This is a genomic window from Actinosynnema mirum DSM 43827 (assembly GCF_000023245.1).
Classification (GTDB): Bacteria; Actinomycetota; Actinomycetes; order Mycobacteriales; family Pseudonocardiaceae; genus Actinosynnema; species Actinosynnema mirum.
Window position 1 is genome coordinate 1,805,308 of the sequence record NC_013093.1, and the last position, 22,407, is coordinate 1,827,714.

Sequence of the window (22,407 nt, forward strand, 5' to 3'; positions counted from 1 at the left end):
GGCGTGGGCGCTGCTGGGGCGGCCACGGGTGTGCTGTTCGCGCCCGCATCGCTGACGGGGCCCTGCCGTGTCTCGACTTGGCGCGGTGCGCCTGCTTGTGGACTTCGCCGAGCACCTCGAAGGCTGGTGCTGCGGTGTCACCCGTAACGCGATCACCGTGACGGACGACCTCATCGTGGTACCCAACTGCACCCGGAGGCTCGTCGTGCCCGTACGTAACGCCCTACTCGCCGCCGCCATCTTGGCGGTCTTCGTGGGCTTCTTCGTCGGCCTCGGCGGCAACACCTCCACGGTGTCCGGGCACTTCTTCGACGAGGTCCAGTGCGGCAGCGTGTTCAAGCCCGCCACGGTCGCGGCAGAGCACACTGCGGCGTGCGAGGACGCGCTCGACCAGCGCCGCACGTGGGCCGTGGCCCTGGTCGTGCTCGGCGTGCTCGGCGTGGCAGGCGTGGTCGTGCAGCGGCGCCGGGCGACCCCTCCGGCCGCTACCCCGCCCGCGCCCTAGCGTTCTCGTCGTCGGCTGCGGCGAGGTCGGGGAGCCAGGCGCGCCAGATCATGCGGATGGCCATGATGGCGTAGCGGAGCGCGTCGCACCCGTGGTCGTTGATCTTGAGGGGCTGTTCGATGCCCTTCAGCAGCGCGGTCGGGTCCCACACGTAGCCGAGGAGCTGCTTCCACAGCACCGGGCACGCCACCTTGTCCACGAACAGCCGGGCGCCCGCGAACAGCGACGCCGTGTTGCGCAGGCCGACGTCGACCCGATTGTCCGCCGACCGCAAACCAGGCCAGCCGTCCGCGCGCATCTGCGTCCGCAGGCTCGCCGCGCTCGGGTCGAGCACCGGGGTCGGGACGAGGCCGGTGCCGTCGAGCACGCCGGTGGCCCAGTCGGCGAGGCGCTTCGAGATCACCGCGTCCGCCAGCGACCCCTTCTTCCGGCCGTCGTGCTCCCACTCGGCCACCACGTACAGCCCCGGCACGCCCTGCTCGTCGACGGCCAGCACCACCATGACCGCGTGCGTCGGGTTGCTGGTGCCGTAGTCCGCGGCCATCCACGCCGCCTGCCAGCGCTCGCGCGGCGGCGCCGTGCGGCAGTGGAGGGCGTCGTCGAGCATGTCGTAGATCGAGCCCTCGGCTCCGACCCACTCGCCGAGGATGAACCGGCGGTACCAGAGGCCGGTGAACTGCGCCTTGTACTGCCGCTTCTTCTCCTCGGGGATGCCGGGGTTGTCGTCGAGGACGAACTTGAACGAGCGGAGGCCGAGGGCGGGTTCGGTATGCTCGCGGTCGAGGTAGTCGACGCGCAGCCAGTGCATCGGCGAGTCGGGGTTGGTGGTCCCGAATAGCTGGGCCCCTGCGACGCTGAGCCGGCCCATGAGCTGCTGCCAGAACGCCTCGGGCACCAGGGTGATCTCGTCCACGTACGCCCCGGCGAGGGTGAGCCCGCGCAGGACGCCCTCCGCCTTGGCGTCGTTCGCCCCGAACACGTGCACCAGGCGGCCGAGGACGCGGATGGTCGGCGCGCCGCGGGTGTAGACGACGGCGCCGGGGTTCATCTCGGCCATGACGTCGATGACGTTGCGGTAGGCGGAGTCGCGGGTCTTGCCGATGATGGCGAGGGGGCCTCGGGGTGCGCGGCGGATGAACATCATCCAGGTGCAGATGGAGGCGATGGTTTTCCCTGAGCGGATCGAGCCTTCCCAGATGTTCAGGGAGTGCTCGGCGTCGAGGATGGAGTCCTGCTGCTTGACGGAGAGGGCCGCGTCTGCTGCTGGGGCTGGGGGTGCGGCGAGGATGGTCACGGGCCCTCGTCGGCTGCTTCGGTGGCGAGGCGTTCGCGTTCGGCGCGGGCGGCGCGGAGGCTGTTCTCGAACTGCTCCAGCATCCCCGTGGCCTGGCCGGTGGCGTCTTGGCCTTGGTCGAGCTTGGCGAGGTCGATGGCGGCGCGGGTGGCGGCGGCGATGGCGGTCATGGTGGAGCGCCACTCGGCGGGGCCGGGCGGGAGGATGGTGTGCTCGACGCGTTCGGCTGCGAGGAACCCGAAGCCGCCGTCTTCGTCGGGGTCGGCGTCGATGCCTTCGGGGATGGTTTTGACGACGTGGAGGTGGGTGACGTCGTCGTGGAGGCGGCTGGTGAGGTCGGCTGCTGTGTCGAGCAGGTCCTCTTGGAGGAGGGCGCGTTGGGCGGCGAGGTAGGTGCGGCGGGCGGTGGTGGCGTCGGCGGTGCGGGCGACGCCGTCGGTCCAGGCGTCGGCTAGGCCGATCTCGTCGGCGATGACGCCGACTAGCGCTTTGGAGATGCCGAACTTGACGCTGATGGCGCGGAAGGTGCCTTCGGGGCTGCCTGCGTGCGCGCGGATGTACTCGGCGACCTGGTCGCGGAAGCCATCGGGGTAGCGGGGCGGCACACTGCGAGCGTGCGGCCCCGCTGTCACCTACGTGGTGGTCCGGGTGGTCGGCGGCGGCGCTGGTGGTGCTTCCGGAGGAGGCGGGCGGTGTAGGCGCGCCAGGGGGAGAGGCAGCGTTCGCCGAGTTCGTCTTGGGTGAAGGTGTCGATTTCGCGGGTGGTGTGGGCGTTCATGAGGTGGTCGTAGGCGTCGTGTCCTGCCCAGCCGCAGTCGGGGATTGGGCAGGGTGTGGGGTCGTCGTCGTGCACGGTGAGTACGCGGGTGACCACGCATCGAGGCTAGGGGCGTGGGCTGTATGGCGCTACGCAGTCTGCGGAGCGGGCGCGGGCGATCCAGTTCCCGGCGGTGCTCTGGGAGATGCCGAAGGTCTCGCGGACGGTCTTGGTGGGGGGTTGGCCTGCGCGGAGTGCGGCGCGGTAGACGGTGGCGACGGCGGTGATGGTTTCGGGGGTGGGGCCGAGGGCGCGGAGGCGGGTGGCTTCGGCGGGGGTGATGGGGGCGTCGGGTGGGAGGTTGGCGGTGATGAGGTCGGTGAGGCGGATGGTGCGTAGGTGCTCGCCGGTGATGCTGGGGTCGCCGGGTTCGGTGGTGATGTGGAGTTCGCGGACGTAGGGGCGGCCGTCCACGAGGTCTACCACGGCATCGATCTTCACTGCTGGCCCGTCTTCCCGCAATTGTTGCAGGTGAAGTGGGCTGGTGGTGCTCCGTCGCAGGTGGTGCACGGGCTCTCGCCGATGAGGTCGGCCCAGGCGATGCCGAACACGGTGCAATAGCCCTCTGCCTCGTCCAGCGTGATCTTCGCGCGCCCGGCCTCGCGGTTGCTGGTCCCCATCCGGCTGCTCGGGTAGCCCGCCGCCGTCATGGCGTCCGCGAGCGCCTGCATGCTCATCCCGCGCCGCTGGCGCATGGCCTTCACGCGTTGCGCAACACGCTCGTTCAGGGTGCTCATGCTCGTGCTCCGATCTTGCCGCGCAGTTCCTCGGCGATCTGCCGGGTGACCCGGCCACGATGGACCGCGACGCTCTGCAGGGACGCGGTGTCCAAGACCGGGATGCGCGCCGCGTGCTCCTCCGTCACCTCTCGCATGCAGAAGACCGGGCCCTCGGCGGTGAGCCGCGTCCGGGCCACGATGTGCATCTCGTAGGTGCCGGAGTGGTCGTAGAAGCCGAAGAGGCTGAGGCCGCGCAGCGTGTGCTCCCTGTTGATGACGAGAACGCGGTGCCCGAACGCCTCCCACAGGTTGCCCCCTCGGGAGGCGCGGAGCGCTGCGGCGAGGCTGGGTTCGGCGGCGAGTAGGGGCAGCACGAGGTCGTCGTAGGCCCGGCCCCGATCGCGGGCGAGGACGGCGAAGCGGGCCCCCTCCGGGCTCTCTGCGACGCGCCGCCACCACTCGGCCTGCCTGCTGTGGTCGTCCACGGGAAGTCCTCTCAGGCTGCGGCGGCGAGCGCCGGTTGCTCGGCGGGTGCTGCGCGCCGGTGGGCGGGGAGGTCGAGCGGCAGGAGCAGCTGCCCGATCGCGAGGACCACGCGGCCGACCCGGACCGGTGCGGTGAGGGCGAGTTGCCGTTCCGGGGCCCAGAGGCCGCGGCGCTTGGCTGCGGTGCGGGCGCGGGCGCGCCGGTCGTCGAATCGGTCAGCGTGCAAGCCCCGCTCAACGCCAAATCGGTCCCCTGGATCGGCCTGGTCGCCCAATGCGCTGCCATTCCATGGCTCTCCCCCGCCTGCGGTACCGGCCTCGCGCCCCACGCCCGCCCGCTTCCGGGGGGTTCCGCGCCCCGGCTCACCCCCGTTCCCGCTGAATCGCCCGAGTTCGCACCCCGGATCGCCGCCCGAGCGCCTGAACCGGGCTTCGCTTCGGCCTCCGGAGCCCACCCCACGTCCCGGAAGGCCGACCACCCGGCCGCCCCGACGCTCGACTCCGCCCCGGCGCCCACCTCCGTCGTCCCGGCGCCCAACTCCGCCGCACCCGCGCCCGCTGCCCCTGTCCCCGCCCCGGTCTCCGCGCCCCACGCCACCGCCGCGTGCGCGGCAACGAGCGCCGCTCCCGCCCGGCCGCGTGCGATCTGCTCCTCGGTCGCCGCCAGCACCTCCCGCACGTCCGGGTCGGCCGCCAGTTCCAGCAGCCGGTCGCGGAGGCGGTGCGCCCGCGCGTCCACGCAGAGCAGCTCGTGGTGCTCCCGGTGCCGCAGGCGGCGGTGCGGGCTGCCCGGCACCGGTTCCGGGCCGAGCACTTGGACGCCCAGCGGGGTGAAGCGCGCCGACGCCACGTCCTCGGCCAGGTCGGCCGCGCCCAGACCGGTCAGGGTCGACGCCAGCGCCCGGCGCAGGCACTCGGCCGCGTCCTCCCGGTACGCGCCGCTGTCGAACCACCGCCGCAGCTCCGCCAGCGAGCGCGCGGGGACCTCCCCGTCCAGCTCCGCCAGCGGTCCCGGCCCCCAGCCCGCCCACCGCTGCCCCCGGAAGCCGAGGCCGCGCAGCACGTCGGAGCCCGGCGGGTGGCCGCGCAGCACGTCGCCGACCGGACCGAACACGCCGCGCTCGGCCCGCTGCTCGAACAGCACCCGCGCGCCGCCCGCCCTGATCCGCAGCACCGCCGAGAACGTCACCCGCACCATCCGGGGCCCACCCGCGGCCCAGGCGCGCGGCCCCCTCAGGCTGCCCCTGCTCGTCGTCCGCTGCGCAGGCACGCTCACCGCGACCAGCCCCCTCCCGCTCGTGCATCCGGAGAACACCCCCTGAAAACGTTTGCCAGGATGCAGTGTGCACCGGGTGGGCGAATTTGTGCGACCTCGGCGCGGAACGTCCACTAAGTGGCCGGGAATTGTCCTTTAGGCGTGTTTACGGGTCGCCGCAGATGGCTGGGGGTGTGGGGGGTCGGGCTGCGGTTTTTGGGCGTTGTCGCAGGTGGTTGCCGTGGTCGTGGTGGTGGCCAGATCATGGCCAATGCCTTGCCAGATCGCTGCCAGGTGTTCTGCATCGCCCCTGGATACTTTACCGTCGATCGCGCGGGCATTTCTGGTTGTCCACGAATTGGCCGCCTTGTGGGGGTTTGGGAAACGCGACTGAGTGGTTTCATGGTGGGCATGGTGGCTGAATTCGCGGACGGGGCCGGGGCCCTGGTGGTGTGGCAGCGGCTGACCACGGAGGTGGTGCGGCGGGGAGAGGCGTTCGACGTGGTCGAGGACGTGGTGCTGCGGCCGGACGGGGAGCGGGAGGTCAAGGCGCACGTCGTGGTGCGCCCCTCGGTGGCGGTGCTGGCGCTGGACGAGCGGGACCGGGTGCTGCTCACCCGGCAGTGGGCCTACCCGCACCGGTGCACCCAGTGGCGGCTGCCCGGCGGCCCGGTCGCGCCCGCCGACGCGGGCCCGGAGGAGGCCGCGCGCCGGGAGCTGCTGGGACGCACCGGCGTGGAGGCGGACGGGTGGGAGCGGGTCGGGGTGGTGCACGGGGCGGACAGCGTGACCGACCACGCCGAGCACCTGTACCTGGCGACCGGGCTGCGCGAGCGCGCCGAGGGCGGGGGAGCGGTGTGGCGGCCCGCGTTCGAGCACGCGCTGGAGCTGGTGGACCGGGGGGCGATCCCGCACGCGGGGAGCGCGCACGCCCTGCTCGCGGTCGCGCTGCGCCGGACCCGGCAGCGCGGGCTGGAGGTGGTCTGACGGGGAGCGGACCCCGGTGGCGGGCCTGCCGCGAGGCCGGGACGTCCCTGCTGCCCGCGGTCGCCCGTCCGTTCGGGCATCCGAAGTGGGGTCGTCGCTCGCCCAGCGGCGGCTCAAAGGGCGCAGAGGCGCTGAACCGGAGGGAGGTATGGGTGAACAAGCCGCCCACCGGGATGTGATTCGGGGCGGCGAGCGCTTGCGGGGGTGGCGATTCCGGCGGAAGCGCGGTCCGGAAGAGCGGTGTGGCGTTCGAGCGCGGGCCGCGGGGTCTGGGCGGCCGGCTTCGCTCGGGTGCTCGCGGAGGGCTGTCGGATCGGAGAACACCGTGACCGGGGTGCGGTTCCGGTGGTTTCCGGCTCGCGAGGGGTGTCCTCCGCCCGCTCCCGGTCCGATCCGGTCCCTGATCCCGCGCTCTGCGGTCCGTGTCGTCGACGGACGCGGGTTCGGCGGGCGGCCGGTCAGCCGGTCAGGGGAGCAGCCACTGCAGGCCGTAGCCGCGGTCCGGCCGCAGGCCGCCCGCCGCGTACTTCACCTCGCCGATCGAGTCCACCTCGACCAGGTCCGGCTCGGGGGCCGGGTCGTCCGCGTCCCGGTGGTAGGCGCCGTCCACCCGCCACACCCGCTCCGGTGGCCGCTCCTGGCCGAACCGGACGGTCAGCCGGAAGTCCGCGCACGGCCGCTCCGGCCAGAACACGTAGCTCGGCTGCATCTCCTGCCCCCTCGGCAGGCTCACCTGGAGCGAGAAGTCGTGCTCCTCGCCGAGGTCGAGCGGCCGGGGCAGGCGCAGGTGCAGCAGGTGCCGCCTGGCCGACGGCTGCTCCTGGGCGATCCGCTCGACCCCGTTCACCACCTGCACGTCGAGCGTCCCCGGCGGCCCGCCGGGCGTCGCGGGCGGCAGGCTGATCGACCAGGTGATGGCCTCCAGCCCGTCGACCCCGGACACGACCGTGCGGTCCTCGGTGCACACCGGCGTGGGCCCGTCCAGCCGCAGCACCGCCTTGAACCGGGAGAACCACCACGGCGGCGCGTGCTCGCCCGGCGTCGCGACCGGCGCGGGCGCGGTGATCTCGCCGACCTCGGCGAGCCTGGTCAGCGCCTGCTCGACACGCCTGCGCGCCGTGCGCTCGCCGATCCGGTACGCGTCGGCGAGCCAGTTGATCCGCTCGCGCAGGAACGGGTCGCGCGCCTGTTCGTGCACGGCGAGCGCGACCAGCGCGGCCACCCGCATGTCCTCGGGCAGGTCCTGCGCGGCCAGCACCGCCCAGGCCACCACCTTCTCCCGGACCGCCGCCGCCCCGTCACCCGCCTCGACGCCGCAGACCCCGCGCAGGGACGGGCCGAGGTGCCTGTCGATCGCGGGGACGTGCACCCCCCTGCTCCGGCTGAGCTCCCGGAGTTCCTTCACCAGCGCGTCCGTCATCGGTCCCCTCCCGCGGTGGTGCCGCCGTCGCACCGGCTTGGCGGTGAACGGCGTGCACCGCTGCTGCACTTGGTTGCACGTGCCGTCGTTGTCGAGGCCCCGACGTCGATCGTTACCCGCCGGGACCGGTCGGGCGCGCCCCGGCGGGGCGCGTCGCGCGTCGCCCCGACCACCACCCGAAGATTATTTGGGTGATTCCGGGCGTCCGCTTCCGCCGGTCGCGTTGAATTGATCTTGAATTGCCGGAGGGGGTCTTGTGGCGCTGCGTGCCGGTGATGCTACGCAGGGGGTTTGAAACTCCGTTCAATATCTCAAATGGGTGAACTTCTGTTAGTCCGAACTGGTGATGCGGGAGCGTGCGCGTTACTAACGGACAGCACACCCAGCACCGACGACGGGACCGGCACCTGTGAACCACGAAACGATGCAGCACTTCACCTCGGGCCCGTGGATCGTCCTCATGTCCTACGTGGTGTCCGTGGTGGGGTCGCTCATCGGCCTGTCCTGCATGGCCCGCGCCCGCCACGAGGAGACCGAGCGCAGCAAGGTCGTCTGGACCGTGCTCGCCGCGTTCTCCATCGGCGGCGTCGGCATCTGGCTCATGCACTTCGTGGCCATGCTGGAGTTCCAGCCCGGCGCCACCACCTACTTCTCCGCGCCGCTGACCGCCCTGTCCGCGCTGCTGGCCGTCGTGTTCATGGGCGGCGCGCTGGCGATGATCACCCTGACGCCGGTCAGCCGCACCAAGCTGCTGGTCGCGGGCGCGGTCTCGGGCCTGGGCGTCGCCGGGATGCACTACCTCGGCATGGCCGCGGTGAGCTTCAAGGGCACGCTCAGCTACAACCCGCTGCTCGTCGTGCTGTCGGTGCTGATCGCGATCGCCGCCGCGACCGCCGCGCTGTGGTTCACCGTGGTCGTGCGCACCGCCCTGGCCTGCGTCGCCGCCGGGCTGGTGATGGGCCTGGCCGTGTCGGGGATGCACCACACCGGCATGGCGGCGGCGACGGTCGAGCTGAACGCCGCGCTGCCCGAGCCGACCGGCAGCGACGTGTTCACCCTGGTCTTCCCGGCGTTCGTGGTCAGCGGCCTGGTCGTGGCCGTGGTGCTGTGGCGGCTGTTCACCTCGGAGAACTTCACCTTCGGCGAGCGGGCCAGGGTCGTGCGCTGACCCGCGGGCCTGAGCGCGCGGGGACCGGCCGAGCTGTCGGAACCCGTCGTTAGAGTGACCGGGTGAACGATCCGGGCGTGGACATCTACACCGACGGGGCGTGCCGCCCCAACCCCGGCCCAGGCGGGTGGGGCGTGCTGCTCCGGTACGGCGCGCACGAGCGCGAGCTGTGCGGCGGCGAGGCCGGGGTCACCACGAACAACCGCATGGAGCTGACCGCCCCGATCCGCGCGCTCGACGCCCTGACCAGGCCCTCCGTGGTCCGGCTGCACACCGACAGCACCTACGTCCGCAACGGCATCACCCAGTGGATCAAGGGCTGGAAGGCCAAGGGCTGGCTCACCAAGGGCAAGGAGCCGGTGAAGAACGCCGACCTGTGGCGCGAGCTCGACCGGGCCACCGCGCGGCACCGCGTCGAGTGGCGGTGGGTCAAGGGCCACGCCGGGGACGAGGGCAACGAGCGCGCCGACCAGCTCGCCGAGCGAGGCCTCCTCGAAGCCGTGGAGGCCGCGAAGAGCAACCCGGCGGCGGCTGCCGAGCGGGCCGCCGAGGTCCTGCGCGGTCGGGTGGGCGCCGACGCCGAGTTGGCGGCCGAGCGGGCCTCGGCCCGGCTGTTCTGAACCCGGACCCGCGTCCGCGTCCAGGCTCCCGGCGCCGGGTCGGCGTTCCGGCGTGAACCGCCCCGAGCGGGGGCCGGATCGAGCCGGTTCCGGGCCGGTGCGGGCCCTGCGGCCAGCGGGGTGAAACGCAACCGCACAACCGGGTGATGGCGGCTCGGCGGGGTCGGTGGATCACTAGCGTCGGGGCACATGACCGATCTGCACGACCTGGTCCGCAGCGCGCAGGCGGACGTGGGCGCGCGCGTCGTCGCCGAACTGCGCGCCAGGCTGCTGGACCAGCCCCACGAGTGGGTGGTCGACCAGCTGCTCGGCGAGATCGCCCCCCGGTTCGGCCTGGTCGCGGCCCCCGTGCACCGGGTCACCGGCCTCCCGCTGACCCGGTGCACCCTCGCCGACGCCGTCGCCCAGCTCACCGCCTGGACCTCCGAGCGCCTGGACGCCGAGTGCTGCCTGCTCGCGCCACCCGCGCCCGGCGGCCCGCTGATCGGCCCCGCGCACCGCTCGCCGCTGGCCGAGGTGCTGCTCGCCGAGGCCAAGGACCTGCTGCACGCGCTGCTGCTGGGCGACGAGGCGGGCGGGGTGCGGCTGCGCCGGGTCCGCCGCTGCCTGCTCACCCTCGCGCCGCCCGCCGACAAGGCCGCCGTGTTCGGGTTCCTCGACACCGGGACGCCCCGACGCGCCCTCGGCGAGTTCGAGTTCGGCGAGGTCGAGGACGGCCTGGTGGGCAGCGGGGTGGTCGCCGCGCTGCGGCTGATCAACCGGCTGGAGGTCAACGAGGTGGTGCTGTACGCGCGGGTGGAGGACGTGACCGCCGCCGAGGGCTGAGCGGACCCCGGCCTGCGGAACCCCCCCGGACGGCGAAGCGGGGGCGGTCCGGGGAAGATCCCCGTCCCGCCCCCGCCCGGAGCGCTCACCGGTCAGCCGACCGGCGGTCCACCGTCCCGGATCAGAACCCGATCCGGCACCCGGCCACCACGATCTCCTGGCCCAGCGGCGTCACGACCCGGACCGCGTACTGGGTCAGCGACCCGTCCGCCCCGATCACCGTCTGGTTCACGTAGATCTGCGCCACGCCCAGGATGTTGATCGTCGCCGTCGCGGTCCCGACGATCTGCCCGTTGATCGAGGCCACCGTCGAGGACCCGGCCAGCCCGTCGCCGGTCGACGTGCACTGCGCGGACACCGCCCCGATCGTGATCGCCCCCAGCAGCAGGCTGCCGCCCGCCACCGAGCTGAACGCCGTGGTCGTGCCGGTGGTGCTGTCCACGTTGCAGTTCGCGTTGACCGCGCCCACCGTCAGCAGGTTCACCACGTTGAGCGACAGCGTGCTGTTGTTCGTGCTCGGCGGGCACGCCGAGTACGGCGTCTTGGCCAGCGTGATCAGCCCGGCCGCGCTCAGGCCCCACGCCTCGGCCCGCGCGAACGCCGCCGTGGTCGTGCTGCCGGTGCCCACCCCGCCGTCGTCGTCGGTCGCGGTCACCCGCACGGTGTACTGCCCGACCGCGCCGTAGGCGTGCGCGGCGGAGCAGGTGCTCCCCGTGACGGTCGCGTTCACCACGGTCCCGTCGCCGAAGTCGATCCGGCAGGTGAACGTGTCGTTCGCGCCGGGATCGGTGATCGTCCCGGTCACCGTCACGGCCGACCCGGCCTGCGCCGCGCCCGACGTGGACACCGACACCACCGGGTTCGCGTTGGCCACGGTCACCGTCGTCGTCCCGGTCACCGGCCCGTTCACCCCGTCGTTCGCGGTCAGGGTCAACGTCCACACGCCGTTGTCGTTGCAGGTCACGGTCGTGTTCAGGGCGTTCGGGTCGGCGAAGGAGCAACTGGCCCCGGCGCCGACCCCGGACAGCGGCGTGGCGGTCCACCGCGTGGTCACCAGCCCGACCGGCGGGTTCACCAGCGTCCCACCGACGGACACCGCCGTGCCCTCGGCCGTGGTGTACGGACCACCCGGGGTGATCCCCGGCGGCGCCTGCACCGTCACGTTCACGCAGTCGGTGACGCTGCCGTCACCCCCGCCGTCGTTGCCGTTCGCGGTCACGCACACCCGGTGCGCGCCCACGCCCAGCGGCGCCGTCGGCACCGTCCAGTTGATCTGCGTCGGCCCGGTCTGCGGCAGCGCCGCGACCGACAGCGCGGTGATCGGCACCTGCGGTCCGTTGTCGACGCTGACCGTCAGGCCCGTCAGCGTCGCGTTGATCACGCTGGGCACGATGCTCGGCAGCGCCGCCGGGTTCGGCACCTCGGTGCACGTCCCGCCGGTCACGTCCGCGATGCGCTGCATGCTCGACGCGTAGTTCACCCCGTCGCAGCTCGCGCCCGCGCCCACCGCGAAGGTGTAGATGTCCACGTCGGGACCGGCGGCGGCGACCGCCGCGCCCACGTTGGAGCCGGAGAAGCCGTCCGACAGGAACACCACGATCTTGCGCTTCTGGGTCTGCGCCGCCGTGACCGTGTTCGACGCCAGCAGCGCGGGCACGTAGTCGGTGCCCGCCGAGAAGGTCCGCGCGGTGAACCGGTCCACGCCGCCCGCGCGGATCGAGGCCAGCGCCTCCTCCACGTCCGGCGTGCCATTGCCGTTCGAGTCGGTCCCCGGCCCGGTCAACCGCTGGTCGCCCGCCGCGGGGCCCACGTCGGCGATGGCCGCCTTCGTGCCGAACGCGACCGCGCCCACCGAGCCGACCACGGACCGCGAGGCGGCGGCGATCTGGTTGAGGCCCCGCGCCGCGCCCACCTCGCAGCCGAGCACCGTCTGGGTGGTCGTGCAGGGGCTGCCGGTGCTGCTGGAGGCGTCCACCACGTAGGTGAGCGCCGTGTCCACCACCGGGACGCCGAGGCCGATCGACGCCGTTCCGGTGATCGTGGCGACCCCCTGCGGGAGCACGGCCCCCTGGTTCGGCCCGGTGATCGAGACCCCGATGCTGGTGCCACCGGGCAGGTTCCCGGTCGTGGCCGCCAGTGCGGGCGATGCCCCACCCACCAGCAGTCCGGCCAGCGCCAGCGCTACCGCGCCGACCCCGCGTTGAGATACCACGTCGTCACTTCCCCTCGCAGTGGATGTCCGCGCAATGAGGAAAACGCAAACGAACTGATCGGACGCCGACTCTAAGAGGTGAGTAACCGCAGGTAACAGGACTGCGGCTCCGGTCTCACCCGGTCCAGCGACGCGGACCATCCACTTGGGAGGATTGAGGGAAGCGTACTCATCGTCTCGGTGGGCGAGTGTCCCGTTAGGATCTTCCCGGCGTAAAAATCCACCCGCACAGGTGGGGGACGCGGGGAGATCCGCCCGAGAACGCGGAGCGCGCACGGGCGGAACCCCCTCCGGGGGAGCGCCACCCGTGCGCGTCCAGCAGGCCGCCCAGCAGGCCGCCCAGCAGACGCTCAGGCGGGCGGCCGGGCGGGCGCCGCTACTGCCGCGACCACCGCTGGTTCGGGCCGCTGTTGCACTGCCACAGCGCGATCGGCGACCCGTTCAGGTTGTTCTCCGGAAGGTGCCCGGCCGTCACGTCCAGGCACAGCCCGCTCCCGGCGTTCACCAGCTGCCCGGACGCCTGCCGCGTCCACCGCTGGTTCGCCCCGCCGTTGCACTGCCACGTCACCACCTGCGTGCCCTCGGCCACGCCGTTCGCGAACGCCTCGAGGCAGTGCTCGCCCTGCACCCGCAGCTCGCCCGACGCGGTGTGCCGGAACTGCTGGTTCGGCCCGCCGTTGCAGTCCCACAGCGCGACCTGCACCCCGGTCCGGCCGCCCGGCAGGTCCAGGCAGCGCCCCGACGACCCGCCGACCAGGTTCGTCGCGCCCGCCGGGGGCGCCGCGTCCGCCCTGATCCGCATCGCCACCACGCCGTGCGCGGGCACCCGCGCGGTGATCGCCCCGGTGAACCGCCGCGTCGCCCCGGTCCACAGGTCCGTCGCGGTCGACCCGCCGCCGGGCAGCCCGATCGCCTGCAGCGACGTGCCGACCACCGCCTCGGCGCCGCCCTCGTTGAACAGCACCACCGACCGGTCGCCGTTCGCCAGCGGCTTGCTCAGCACGTGCCGCGCCCCGGACGAGGACACCGGCCGCGCCTGCACGCCCAGCGGGTCCTGGTTGACCGCGATCAGCCCCCGGTTGAGGTAGATCGCCATGGTCTCCGGCGTGGCCACCCGCAGGTCCGCGCCGATCAGCAGCGGGGCCGCCATCTGCGCCCACAGCGTGAAGTGGCTGCGGTACTCGGTGGTGGTCATGCCGCCGTTGCCGACCTCCAGCATGTCCGGGTCGTTCCAGCCGCCGGGGCCCGCCGCGTCGTTGAGCGGGGCGTTGCGGTGGAAGATGTCCACGACGCTGCCCCAGGTGTCGGTGATGTCCGGGGTGGTGCGCCACAGGTGGCCGACGTCGCGGGCCCACGTCCACGGCTGGTTCTCGCCCCACTCGCAGACGCTGAACACGATCCGCCTGCCGGTGGCCAGCAGCGCGTCCCGCATGGTCGTGTAGCGCTGGCGGGCGTCGATGCCCTGGTTGTAGCAGTTGTCGTACTTCAGGTAGTCCACGCCCCACGACGCGAAGGCCGCCGCGTCGCGCTGCTCGTGGCCGAGGCTGCCGGGGTAGCCCGCGCAGGTGAGCGTGCCCGCGTCGCCGTACAGGCCCAGGAGCAGGCCCCTGGAGTGCACGTAGTCGGCGACGTGCTTGATGCCCTTGGGGAACTTGACCGGGTCGGGCACCAGGTTGCCGTCCGCGTCGCGCTCGCGCGTGGACCAGCAGTCGTCGATGTTGACGTACTGGTAGCCGGCGTCCTTCAGACCGGAGGTCACGAAGATGTCGGCGGTGGCCATGATCAGCTCTTCGGTGACGTCGCAGCCGAAGGAGTTCCAGTTGTTGAACCCCATCGGCGGGACGCGCGACGCGCCGTCGTCGAGCATCGGGACGACCGGGTCGCGCGGGATGGCCGCGCCGTCGAACCCGGTGGCGGGCTGGGCGGGTTGGGGCTGGGCGGGTTGGGGCTGGGCGGGCTCGGTCCGCCGGGGCTGCGCCTGGCCGGTCGAGGGTGCGGCCGAGGCCGGGAACGGGACCGCCACCCCGGCGGCCAGCAGGGCCAGGACGGCCCCGGTGATCAGAGTGCGCGCTCGGTGCATGGTTGAGATGCCCCCCTCGTCAGTGGACTCCGTTGTGCGCCAACGTGGGAGGAAGATCGTCAGGTGTGGGGTAGGCCTGGCACAACGGGCTTTGCGGAAGTATCACCGAACAGCCCAATCCCCGAGCGGCCCCGCTGCTCCACAACGCTGACGCGGCACACCGCCGGGACGTGGCACGGGTTGCGGCGAGCGGCCGTCCGGGTGGGGCTGACCGGACTTCGCCTTCCCGCAGTCGGGGCGGATCGCCTCTTGCGCCCGTGAACCCCCCCTGATGGCCCCCGGTCGCACGGACGGGTGGGGTTTCGCGGCATCACCCGACACGGGCATCACGACCGGCGGCCCGCGGGCGACCAAGCCAGCGGGGGAAGGGGGAACGCCGTGGCAACGCCCGCACGGCCCGGCGCGGACGGGCTCGCGCACCTCGCCGCCGCGCTGCGCGACCTGCGCAGGCGGTGCGCGCGCAGGGACGGCCGACCGCAGCTGACGGTCCGCCAGATCGCCGCGCGCACCGGCTACGCGGTCGGCGCGGTGTCCGACTACCTCACCGGCGCCGCGCTGCCGCCCACCGACCGGCTGGACGAGCTGGCCAGGCTGTTCGGCGCGACCCCGGCGGAGCAGGGCGCCCTGGCCACCGCCCGCGACCACGTCGAGGAGTCCCGCCGCAGGAGGGGGCCCGGCCGCAGGGCGCCCCGCGAGCTGCCGCCGGAGGTGTGGGCGTTCGTGGGGCGGGAGCGGGAGCTGGGGGAGCTGGACGGGCTGGTGGGCGGCGCGAGCGGCCTGGCCGCGCTGGCGGACCCGCGCGATCCGGCGATGCCTGCCGGCCCGACCGGCCCGGCGGAGCTCGGTGCCGCGTGCACCCCGGCGCTCCCCGGCATCGTCGTGGTCTCCGGTCCCGCCGGGGTGGGCAAGACCGCGCTGGTGGTGCGGTGGGCGCACCGCGTGGGGCGGCACTTCCCCGACGGCACGCTCTACCTCGACCTGCGCGGCTACGACGTCGGGCGGCCGGTGTCCGGCCGTGCCGCGCTCGGGGCGCTGCTGCGCGGTCTCGGGGCCGCCGGGCCGCCGTCCTCGGCGGCGCTGCGCACCGAGCTGGCCGGGCGGCGGGCGCTGATCGTGCTGGACAACGCCCGCGACGCCGAGCAGGTCTGCCCGCTGCTGCCCGGCGTCCCCGGCTGCCTGGTCGTGGTGACCAGCCGGGACAGCGCCGCAGGCCTGGTCGTCCGGCACGGCGCGCGCCGCCTCGACCTGGACGTGCTGCCCCTGTCCGAGTCCGCCGCCCTGCTCACCGCCCTCACCGGCGGTCGCCTCGACGCCGACCCGGCCGCCGCGCGCCGCCTCGCGCTGCGCTGCTGCGGGCTGCCGCTGGCGCTGCGCCTGGCCGCCGAGCGGCTGCTCGCCACCGGCGGGGACGCCGCCGCGCTCGCCGAGGGGCTGACCGCCGCCCCGCTCGACCTGCTCGCCACCACCGCCGACCGGCGCACCGACGTGCGCGAGGTGCTCTCCTGGTCGCTGCGCCACCTCCCGCCCGAGGCGGTCCGGGCCTTCCACGTCGTCGGCTCCCGCCTCGGCCGCCGCGTCGACCCGCGCGCGCTCGCCGAGGCCGCGGGCACCACCGCGCGCCGGGCCGCCGAGCTGCTCGACGCGCTGGCCCGCGCGCACCTGCTGCGGCGCGGCGGTGGGGACCGGTTCACCATGCACGGGCTGCTGCGCGCCTACGCCGCCGAGCTCGGGGAGCCCGGCCTCACGGCGTCACCAGCACCCCGCTGACCACGATCTCGTCCGACCACGAGGACGGGGACGCCGCCGCGACCAGCCGGACCTCCGACCCGACCCGGCCGACCGCGAAGTAGTGCGTCTCCCCGGCCGCCTTCACGTCCACCGCCCCGACCTGCGCCCCGTCCACCAGCACGAACAGCGTGGCCTTCGTGGTGTCCCCGACCCGGTCGTGCGCCCGCACCCCCACCGTCCCGATCCAGGTCGCGGGCGTCTGCACGGTCAGCGCGCTCCCCGACCCGCCGCACCTGCTCCCGCCGAAGCACTCGCTGATCGACGCGGTCCACGGCGTGCTCGGCGCGCCGGACGTGCTCCAGGGCAGCGCGGGCGCGTAGAACGAGCCCGCCGCCGACGCGGGCGCCGCCGCCCCGACCACCGCCACCGCCGAGCAGGCCAGCGCCGCGCCCAGGAACCTCTTCATGGCAACCACCGATCCCCTCCGAACGCCCCGGCCGCTCCGGGACGCGCCCCCGAACCCTGCACCGGGCGCGTCCACCGGCAGCCGCGGCGCGAACACCGCCGAACACGCCCGAACACGGCGGGCGCGGGCAACCGCAGCCCCACCACAGCAAACTGCGCCGAGTGACCGCTTTTTCACCCCGTAGAAAGGAAAACCACCGGGGAGTGACACCCGAACCCGCATTCCTGCTGCCCCGAGCCACCGCCAACCCCCACCCTTCACCTGCGCGAACGACATTCCTCATCGCCCGGATGAACGATCTTGTCCCCCGTTCTCGCCGCTCGCTACGTTCCGGGCGAACGGGTCGGGAGAACACCGCGGACAGCCCCGCGCCCGCGTCGGCCCGACGGCGAGAGGACGAGATGTCGGTCTACATCACGGGCTTCCTGTGGGTCGGCGGGGCGGCCGTGGCCGCCGCGCTGCTGGCCTACCTCATCCGCCGCTTCGGCGCCGACGAGGGCCGTGCCGAGAACAACGAGGCCGCGGGCCAGGTCTTCACCATCGTCGGCGGCCTGCACGCCGTGCTCGTGGCGTTCGTCCTCATCGCCCTGTTCGACGGCGTGACCAGCGCGGGCGACGGGGCGTTCGCCGAGGCCGACAGCCTCGTCGCCGCCAGCTGGGCCAGCGACGCGCTCTCCCCGGACACCGGGGCCGAGGTGCGCGAGCTCGCCCGCCACTACGCCATGACCGTCGCCGACGAGGAGTGGCCGGTGATGCGCACCGGCACGGCCGTCGACTCCTCCGGCTGGGCCACCCTCGACCAGATGCGCAAGGTCGTGGCCTCCGCGCCGACCACCGACGACTGGCAGGTCGACCGCAAGGCCGAGGCCACCCGCAAGCTCTGGGCCGTCTACGAGGCCCGCCAGGAGCGGCTCGACGCGGCCAGCGGGCGCGTCAGCTCCGTCATCTGGTTCACCCTCGCGCTCGGCACCGCGCTGTCCCTGGCGATGCCGCTGCTGTTCGGCGGCCCGCTGGTGCGCACGCACGTCGTCATCGTCGGCACCCTCGCCGCCGCGATGGCGCTGCTGCTGTTCGCCACCTACCAGCTGCAGAACCCGTTCGACGGGGGCGCGGACGTCGGGCCGGACGCGTTCCAGGCCGCCGTGGAGCGGTTGGCGTGATCGGGGAGGTCCTGCTGGCGGTGTGCGCCTCGATCCAGGTCGAGGCGCTGGAGCTCGGGCCGTCCTCGGTGGTCGGCATCGAGCTGCCCGCGGGCGTGGTCTCCCCGCTGGCGGTGCTCGACGTCCGGGTCACCGCGATCGGCTACTCCGCCGCGCAGGACCTGGTCTACGGCGTCGACGCGGACGGGCGCGTGATCGCGTTCGACCGGCGCGGCGCGCGGGTCCCGCTGCCGGTGCGCCGGTCCGACCTGCTGCGCGGCGCGACGGCGGGCGTGGTCGTCGGCGACCGGCTCGTGGTGCGGTCCGGACGCCTGCTGCTGGCCGTGGACATCAACCCGACCAGCCCTGACTACCTGCTGGTCGTGGACGAGACCTGGCTGCCCACCACCGCGCTGACCATCAACGACTTCGACCTCAACCCGGTGGACGGCCTGCTGTACGGGGTCGTGGTGGACGCGCGCGGCGCCGGCCGGGTGGTGCGGGTCGACCCGGCCACCGGCTCCGTGCGGCCCGTCGACGGCACGGGCGCGCTGCCGCCGGGCATGACCAGCTACGGCTCGGTCGTGCTCGGACCGGACGGCGCGCTCTACGCCACGGCCAACCGGGACGCGAGCGGTGGGCTCAGCACCCGGTTCAAGGTCGCGCTGGACGGCACCGGGACGGTGGTGGAGCTGGGCACGCGGGTCGCGTTCAGCACGCTCGACGCGTCCGGCTGCCTGGTCGTGCGCAACCCGCCCCGGCCGCAGCCGCAGCCCAAGCCACAGCCCCAACCCCAACCGGCCCAACCCCAACCGGCGCAGCCCCGACCGGCCCAGCCCCAGGCCCCGCAGCAGCCCGCGCCGCAGCCGCCCGTCGCGCAGGCGCCCGCCGTGCCACCCGCCCCCGTGCCGAGCCCCGGTCCGGCCCCGAGCTCCGCGCCGATGGCGGAACCCGCGCCGGAGCAGGAGCTCGTGGAGGGCCAGCCCGCCGTGCGGGACCCGAGGCGGCGCACGGAGGAGGTCGAGGCGGCGGGCCTGAACCCGCTGCTGCACACCGTGGACGACCAGCGCCGCTGGGGCCTGGTCGCGCTGCTCCTCGTGCTCGGCGGCGCGGCGGCGGCCAGGCAGGTCGGGTCCCGGCGCACCAGGTAGGCCCCGGTGATCGGACTGGCCCCGGTCACCGGACGAGCCCCGGTCACACCGACAGCAGCCGCCGCACCTCCTCGCCCCGCAGTTCCGCCGCGTCGCCGGAGCGCACCACCTCGCCCGCGTCCAGCAGCGCGAACCGGTCCGCCAGCCGCGCCGCCAGGTCCACGTGCTGCTCGACCAGCAGCACGGTCAGCCCCACCTCCCGGTGCAGCCGCCGCACCGCCGCCTCGATCTCGTCGACCACGGACGGCTGCACGCCCTCGGTCGGCTCGTCCAGCACCAGCAGCCGGGGCCGCGCCACCAGCGCCCGCGCGATCGCCAGCTGCTGCCGCTGCCCGCCCGACAGCAGCCCGGCCCGCCGCCGCAGCAGCGGGACCAGCGCCGGGAACACCGACAGCGCGTCGTCCACCGCGCCCGCGTCCTTGCCGGGCCGGGCCTCGGCGACCACCCGCAGGTTCTCCGCCACGGTCAGCTGCGGGAACACCACGTGCCCCTGCGGCACGTACGCCAGCCCCGCGCGCACCCTGCGGTGCACCGGGGTCCGGGTGACGTCCACACCGTCCAGCAGCACCGTCCCCGAGGTCGGGCGCAGCAGGCCGACGACGGTCTTGAGCAGCGTCGTCTTCCCGACCCCGTTGCGCCCCAGCACGCACACCAGCGACCCGGCGGGCACGTCCAGGCCCACGCCGAACAGCACCTGGGATCGTCCGTAGTGGACGTCCACATCGGACACCGCGAGCATCAGTCGGCCCTCCCGCCGGAGCGGCCCAGGTACACCTCGCGCACCACCGGGTCCGCCCGCACCTCGTCCACCGCGCCCTCGCGCAGCACCTTTCCCTGGTGCAGCACGGTGACCGTGCGCGCGTACCGGCGCAGGAACTCCATGTCGTGCTCCACCACGACGACCGTGTGCTCGGCCGCGACCGCCGCCAGCAGCTCCCCGGTGCGCTCCCGCTCGTCCCGGCTCATGCCCGCCACCGGCTCGTCCAGCAGCAGCAACCCCGGTCGCTGCGCCAGCAGCATCCCGATCTCCAGCCACTGCCGCTGCCCGTGCGAGAGCACCCCGGCCCGCCGCCCGGCGAGCGCCGCGAGCCCGGTGGTCGCCAGGGCCCGCCCCACCTCGGCCGAGCGTCCGCGCGGGCGCCGCAGCAGGGTGCGCAGGGGAGCGCGGAACCCGGCGGCCAGCTCCAGGTTCTCCCGCACGGTCAGCTCCTCGAACACCGCCGCCGTCTGGAACGTGCGCCCCACGCCCAACCGCACGACGCGGTGCTCGGGCAGGCCGACCAGCTCCCGGCCGCCGAACCGGACGCTCCCGGAGGACGGCCTGGTCAGCCCGGTGATCACGTCGATCAGCGTGGTCTTGCCCGCGCCGTTCGGGCCGATCAGGAACCGCAGCTCGCCCTCCTCGACGGTCAGGTCCAGCCCGTCGAGCGCGGGGTGCCCGTCGAACCCCACCCGCAGCCCGCGCACCTCCAGCGCCGCGCTCACCCGGCCACCCCCTCGTTCCGCCAGCCGGCGCCCGTCACGCCACCGGAACCGCCCGCGCCGCCGGAACCGCCCGCGTCACCGGAACCGCTTGTGCCGCCGGAACCGCCCGCGTCACCGGCCCGTCCACCCGCCCGAGCCGCCCACCACTCCCGCCCCCGCTCCACCAGCCCGGCCAGCCCGCGCGGCGCGAACACCAGCACCAGCACGAACAACCCGCCCTGCAGGTACAGCCAGCCCTCCGCGAAGTCCTCGCTGAACACCGTCTTCGCGTAGTTCACCGCGATCGCCCCGACCACCGCGCCCGCCAGCGAGAACCGCCCGCCCACCGCGACCCCCACCAGCAGTTCCAGCGAGGGGGCCACCCCGAGCAGCGCGGGCGAGATGATCCCGACGACCGGCACGAACAGCGCCCCCGCGATCCCCGCCGCCACCGCCGACCCGGTGAACACCAGCGTCTTCACCAGCGCCGGGTCGTACCCGAGGAACCGCACCCGGTCCTCGCCGTCGCGCACCGCCACCAGCAACCGCCCGAACGGCCCGCGCACCACCCACCGCGCCACCAGGAACACCACCACCAGCGCGGCGGCGGTGATCCAGTACACGGCGCGCTGCCCGGCCGGGTCGGCCAGGTCCAGCCCGAAGAACGAGCCGAAGTTCGTCAGCCCGTTCGTCCCGCCGGTCACCCCCTGCCGCCCGACCAGCAGGATCACGAACGCGGCGGCCAGCGCCTGGGACAGGATCGCGAAGTACGCGCCGCGCACCCGCTGCCGGAACACCAGCAGCCCCAGGCAGAACGCGACCGCGCCGGGCAGCACCACCACGGCCGCGAGCGCGAACACCGGGTTCGCGAACGGCGCCCACAGCGCGGGCAGCTCCTCGACCCCGCTCCACACCATGAAGTCCGGCAGCCCGGCGGCCCCGGCCTCGGCGAGCAACAGGTGCATCCCCATGGCGTAGCCGCCGAGCCCGAAGAACACGCCCTGCCCCAGCACGAGCATCCCGCCGCGCCCCCACGCCACCGCGATGCCCACGGCGACGATCGCGAAGCACAGGTACTTCGCCAGCAGCCCGAGCCGGAACGGGGACAGCACCAGCGGGGCGACCGCCAGCAGCACCACGCACAGCGGCAGCGCGAACCGCGAGAGCCCTTGGCGCGCTTGAACCCCACCGCTCATGCCAGCGACCTCCCGCGCAGCACGAACATGCCCTGCGGCCGGAACTGGAGGAACACGATCACCGCCGCCAGCACCAGCGCCTTGGCCAGGCTCGCGTCCGTGTACAGCTCCAGGAAGCTGTTCAGGAACCCCAGCGCCACCGCCGCGAGCACCGCGCCGCGCAGCTGCCCGAGCCCACCCGCGACCACCACCAGGAACGCGTCCACCAGGTACGCCCCGCCCAGCGTCGGCCCGACCGGACCGACCAGGGTGAGCGCCACCCCGGCGACCCCGGCCAGCCCGGAGCCGAGCAGGAACGTGAGCCGGTCGACCCGCCCGGTCGCGACGCCGCTGCACGCCGCCAGCTCCCGGTTCTGCACCACCGCCCGCACCCGCCTGCCCTGCGGCGACCTGGCCAGGTACAGCCACACGCCGACCGCGCACAGCGCCGCCAGCCCGATGATGAACACCCGGTTGTGCGGCAGCCGAACGCCCAGCAGCTCCACCCCGCCCACGAGCCACGGCGGCGACACCACCTGCACGTTCGGCGCGCCGAACACGTCCCGCGCCACCTGCTGCAGGACCAGGCTCACGCCCCAGGTCAGCAGCAGCGTGTCCAGCGGTCTGCCGTGGAAGCGCCGCAGCAGCGACGCCTCCAGCGCCAGCCCCAGCAGCCCGGCCACCACGAACGCCGCAGGCAGCGAGAGCAGGAACGCCGACCCGCCGAGCGCGCCCTGCACCAGGTAGGCGGTGTACGCGCCCGCCATCACGAACTCGCCGTGCGCCATGTTCACCACGCCCATCTGGCCGAAGGTGAACGTCAGCCCCAGCGCCGCCAGCAGCAGCACGGCGGCCGTGCTCAGCCCGACGGGGAGCTGGTTCGCCAGCGCGCCCACG

At 74.0% G+C, this 22,407-nt stretch carries 22 protein-coding genes and 2 pseudogenes; 8 read left to right on the forward strand and 16 right to left on the reverse strand.

Annotated features, from left to right (window positions below; genetic code table 11):
* Window positions 1–85 precede the first annotated feature (85 nt).
* Window positions 86–505 carry a hypothetical protein gene (locus tag AMIR_RS08295; RefSeq protein WP_143760672.1) on the forward strand — a complete coding sequence of 140 codons (420 nt, stop codon included), beginning with the start codon at window positions 86–88 and terminating at the stop codon, window positions 503–505.
* Here the strand turns inward: AMIR_RS08295 and AMIR_RS08300 are convergent.
* From AMIR_RS08300 to AMIR_RS43155, 8 genes and pseudogenes are all read right to left on the reverse strand, one after another.
* A complete protein-coding gene (locus tag AMIR_RS08300) occupies window positions 486–1,799 on the reverse strand; it encodes a PBSX family phage terminase large subunit (protein WP_015800491.1) in 1,314 nt (437 codons plus the stop codon). The genes AMIR_RS08295 and AMIR_RS08300 overlap by 20 nt on opposite strands.
* Window positions 1,796–2,404 (reverse strand): hypothetical protein, encoded by a 609-nt coding sequence (locus AMIR_RS08305; RefSeq protein ID WP_041836646.1) that lies wholly within the window; start codon window positions 2,402–2,404, stop codon window positions 1,796–1,798. Before AMIR_RS08305 ends, AMIR_RS08300 begins: the two co-directional genes overlap by 4 nt.
* Before the next feature lie 23 nt (window positions 2,405–2,427).
* Window positions 2,428–2,673: a hypothetical protein gene (locus AMIR_RS38875; RefSeq protein WP_143760673.1), complete on the reverse strand. Its 246-nt coding sequence runs from the start codon at window positions 2,671–2,673 to the stop codon at window positions 2,428–2,430.
* Window positions 2,674–2,682: 9 nt separating this feature from the next.
* Entirely contained in the window at window positions 2,683–3,042 is a 360-nt protein-coding gene (locus tag AMIR_RS08310; protein WP_143760674.1) for a hypothetical protein, read from the reverse strand.
* Window positions 3,043–3,053: 11 nt separating this feature from the next.
* Window positions 3,054–3,353 (reverse strand): helix-turn-helix domain-containing protein, encoded by a 300-nt coding sequence (locus tag AMIR_RS41575; protein WP_015800494.1) that lies wholly within the window; start codon window positions 3,351–3,353, stop codon window positions 3,054–3,056.
* The gene (locus AMIR_RS41580) at window positions 3,350–3,820 is read right to left on the reverse strand and encodes a hypothetical protein (protein WP_015800495.1); all 471 of its coding nucleotides are present in this window, start codon (window positions 3,818–3,820) and stop codon (window positions 3,350–3,352) included. The genes AMIR_RS41575 and AMIR_RS41580 overlap by 4 nt, the downstream gene beginning before the upstream one ends.
* Before the next feature lie 11 nt (window positions 3,821–3,831).
* Window positions 3,832–4,047: a hypothetical protein gene (locus AMIR_RS41585; protein ID WP_041836647.1), complete on the reverse strand. Its 216-nt coding sequence runs from the start codon at window positions 4,045–4,047 to the stop codon at window positions 3,832–3,834.
* Window positions 4,048–4,517: 470 nt separating this feature from the next.
* Window positions 4,518–5,018 (reverse strand): annotated as a pseudogene (locus AMIR_RS43155) (SMODS-associated NUDIX domain-containing protein); the annotation flags it as partial.
* A 468-nt stretch (window positions 5,019–5,486) separates the two neighbouring features.
* Between AMIR_RS43155 and AMIR_RS08335 the strand changes: the two are divergent.
* The gene (locus tag AMIR_RS08335; RefSeq protein WP_041837483.1) at window positions 5,487–6,062 is read left to right on the forward strand and encodes an NUDIX domain-containing protein; all 576 of its coding nucleotides are present in this window, start codon (window positions 5,487–5,489) and stop codon (window positions 6,060–6,062) included.
* Window positions 6,063–6,528: 466 nt separating this feature from the next.
* On the opposite strand, the gene AMIR_RS08340 is transcribed toward AMIR_RS08335, so the two are convergent.
* Window positions 6,529–7,482 (reverse strand): hypothetical protein, encoded by a 954-nt coding sequence (locus AMIR_RS08340; RefSeq protein WP_015800498.1) that lies wholly within the window; start codon window positions 7,480–7,482, stop codon window positions 6,529–6,531.
* Between the two features lie 424 nt (window positions 7,483–7,906).
* On the opposite strand from AMIR_RS08340, the gene AMIR_RS08345 reads away from it, so the two are divergent.
* From AMIR_RS08345 to AMIR_RS08355, 3 genes and pseudogenes are all read left to right on the forward strand, one after another.
* Window positions 7,907–8,650 carry an MHYT domain-containing protein gene (locus AMIR_RS08345; protein WP_041837484.1) on the forward strand — a complete coding sequence of 248 codons (744 nt, stop codon included), beginning with the start codon at window positions 7,907–7,909 and terminating at the stop codon, window positions 8,648–8,650.
* A 77-nt stretch (window positions 8,651–8,727) separates the two neighbouring features.
* A pseudogene (gene rnhA / locus AMIR_RS08350) lies at window positions 8,728–9,159 on the forward strand (ribonuclease HI); the annotation flags it as partial.
* A 300-nt stretch (window positions 9,160–9,459) separates the two neighbouring features.
* Window positions 9,460–10,095, forward strand: coding sequence for a hypothetical protein (locus AMIR_RS08355; protein ID WP_015800501.1), 636 nt, complete (start codon window positions 9,460–9,462; stop codon window positions 10,093–10,095).
* A 121-nt stretch (window positions 10,096–10,216) separates the two neighbouring features.
* Here AMIR_RS08355 and AMIR_RS08360 read toward each other — a convergent pair whose 3' ends face one another.
* Entirely contained in the window at window positions 10,217–12,307 is a 2,091-nt protein-coding gene (locus AMIR_RS08360; protein WP_015800502.1) for a PKD domain-containing protein, read from the reverse strand.
* A gap of 376 nt (window positions 12,308–12,683) precedes the next feature.
* On the reverse strand, window positions 12,684–14,387 hold the full coding sequence (locus AMIR_RS08365; RefSeq protein WP_015800503.1) for a glycoside hydrolase family 27 protein: 1,704 nt from the start codon (window positions 14,385–14,387) through the stop codon (window positions 12,684–12,686).
* A gap of 378 nt (window positions 14,388–14,765) precedes the next feature.
* Here AMIR_RS08365 and AMIR_RS08370 point away from each other — a divergent pair, with 378 nt between their 5' ends.
* Window positions 14,766–16,154: a helix-turn-helix domain-containing protein gene (locus tag AMIR_RS08370; RefSeq protein WP_015800504.1), complete on the forward strand. Its 1,389-nt coding sequence runs from the start codon at window positions 14,766–14,768 to the stop codon at window positions 16,152–16,154.
* Here AMIR_RS08370 and AMIR_RS08375 read toward each other — a convergent pair.
* On the reverse strand, window positions 16,129–16,581 hold the full coding sequence (locus AMIR_RS08375) for a hypothetical protein (RefSeq protein ID WP_041836651.1): 453 nt from the start codon (window positions 16,579–16,581) through the stop codon (window positions 16,129–16,131). The two genes, AMIR_RS08370 and AMIR_RS08375, sit on opposite strands and share 26 nt — an antisense overlap.
* Before the next feature lie 401 nt (window positions 16,582–16,982).
* Between AMIR_RS08375 and AMIR_RS08380 the strand changes: the two genes are divergently transcribed.
* Both AMIR_RS08380 and AMIR_RS08385 read left to right on the forward strand, forming a co-directional pair.
* The gene (locus AMIR_RS08380; RefSeq protein WP_015800506.1) at window positions 16,983–17,741 is read left to right on the forward strand and encodes a bestrophin-like domain; all 759 of its coding nucleotides are present in this window, start codon (window positions 16,983–16,985) and stop codon (window positions 17,739–17,741) included.
* Window positions 17,738–18,871, forward strand: a complete 1,134-nt coding sequence (locus AMIR_RS08385) for an NHL repeat-containing protein (protein ID WP_015800507.1) — start codon at window positions 17,738–17,740, stop codon at window positions 18,869–18,871. Before AMIR_RS08380 ends, AMIR_RS08385 begins: the two co-directional genes overlap by 4 nt.
* A gap of 43 nt (window positions 18,872–18,914) precedes the next feature.
* Here the strand turns inward: AMIR_RS08385 and urtE are convergent, their stop codons facing one another.
* From urtE to urtB, 4 genes are read right to left on the reverse strand one after another with little or no spacing between them, the layout of a single operon-like run.
* Complete coding sequence (urtE, locus tag AMIR_RS08390) at window positions 18,915–19,610, reverse strand: urea ABC transporter ATP-binding subunit UrtE (RefSeq protein ID WP_015800508.1); 696 nt, start codon at window positions 19,608–19,610, stop codon at window positions 18,915–18,917.
* Entirely contained in the window at window positions 19,610–20,356 is a 747-nt protein-coding gene (urtD, locus tag AMIR_RS08395) for an urea ABC transporter ATP-binding protein UrtD (protein WP_015800509.1), read from the reverse strand. Before urtD ends, urtE begins: the two co-directional genes overlap by 1 nt.
* Entirely contained in the window at window positions 20,353–21,531 is a 1,179-nt protein-coding gene (urtC, locus tag AMIR_RS08400) for an urea ABC transporter permease subunit UrtC (RefSeq protein WP_015800510.1), read from the reverse strand. The genes urtD and urtC overlap by 4 nt, the downstream gene beginning before the upstream one ends.
* Window positions 21,528–22,406 (reverse strand): urea ABC transporter permease subunit UrtB, encoded by an 879-nt coding sequence (gene urtB / locus AMIR_RS08405; protein ID WP_015800511.1) that lies wholly within the window; start codon window positions 22,404–22,406, stop codon window positions 21,528–21,530. The genes urtC and urtB overlap by 4 nt, the downstream gene beginning before the upstream one ends.
* Between the last annotated feature and the right edge of the window lies 1 nt (window position 22,407).

Coding starts and splice junctions, on each gene's coding strand:
- AMIR_RS08365 (WP_015800503.1), bottom strand. CDS start 14,387: ATGCACCGAGCGCGCACTCTGATCACCGGGGCCGTCCTGGCCCTGCTG.
- AMIR_RS08345 (WP_041837484.1), top strand. CDS start 7,907: ATGCAGCACTTCACCTCGGGCCCGTGGATCGTCCTCATGTCCTACGTG.
- AMIR_RS08340 (WP_015800498.1), bottom strand. CDS start 7,482: ATGACGGACGCGCTGGTGAAGGAACTCCGGGAGCTCAGCCGGAGCAGG.
- AMIR_RS08355 (WP_015800501.1), top strand. CDS start 9,460: ATGACCGATCTGCACGACCTGGTCCGCAGCGCGCAGGCGGACGTGGGC.
- urtE (WP_015800508.1), bottom strand. CDS start 19,610: ATGCTCGCGGTGTCCGATGTGGACGTCCACTACGGACGATCCCAGGTG.
- AMIR_RS08380 (WP_015800506.1), top strand. CDS start 16,983: ATGTCGGTCTACATCACGGGCTTCCTGTGGGTCGGCGGGGCGGCCGTG.
- AMIR_RS41575 (WP_015800494.1), bottom strand. CDS start 3,353: ATGAGCACCCTGAACGAGCGTGTTGCGCAACGCGTGAAGGCCATGCGC.
- urtC (WP_015800510.1), bottom strand. CDS start 21,531: ATGAGCGGTGGGGTTCAAGCGCGCCAAGGGCTCTCGCGGTTCGCGCTG.
- AMIR_RS08335 (WP_041837483.1), top strand. CDS start 5,487: ATGGTGGCTGAATTCGCGGACGGGGCCGGGGCCCTGGTGGTGTGGCAG.
- AMIR_RS08375 (WP_041836651.1), bottom strand. CDS start 16,581: ATGAAGAGGTTCCTGGGCGCGGCGCTGGCCTGCTCGGCGGTGGCGGTG.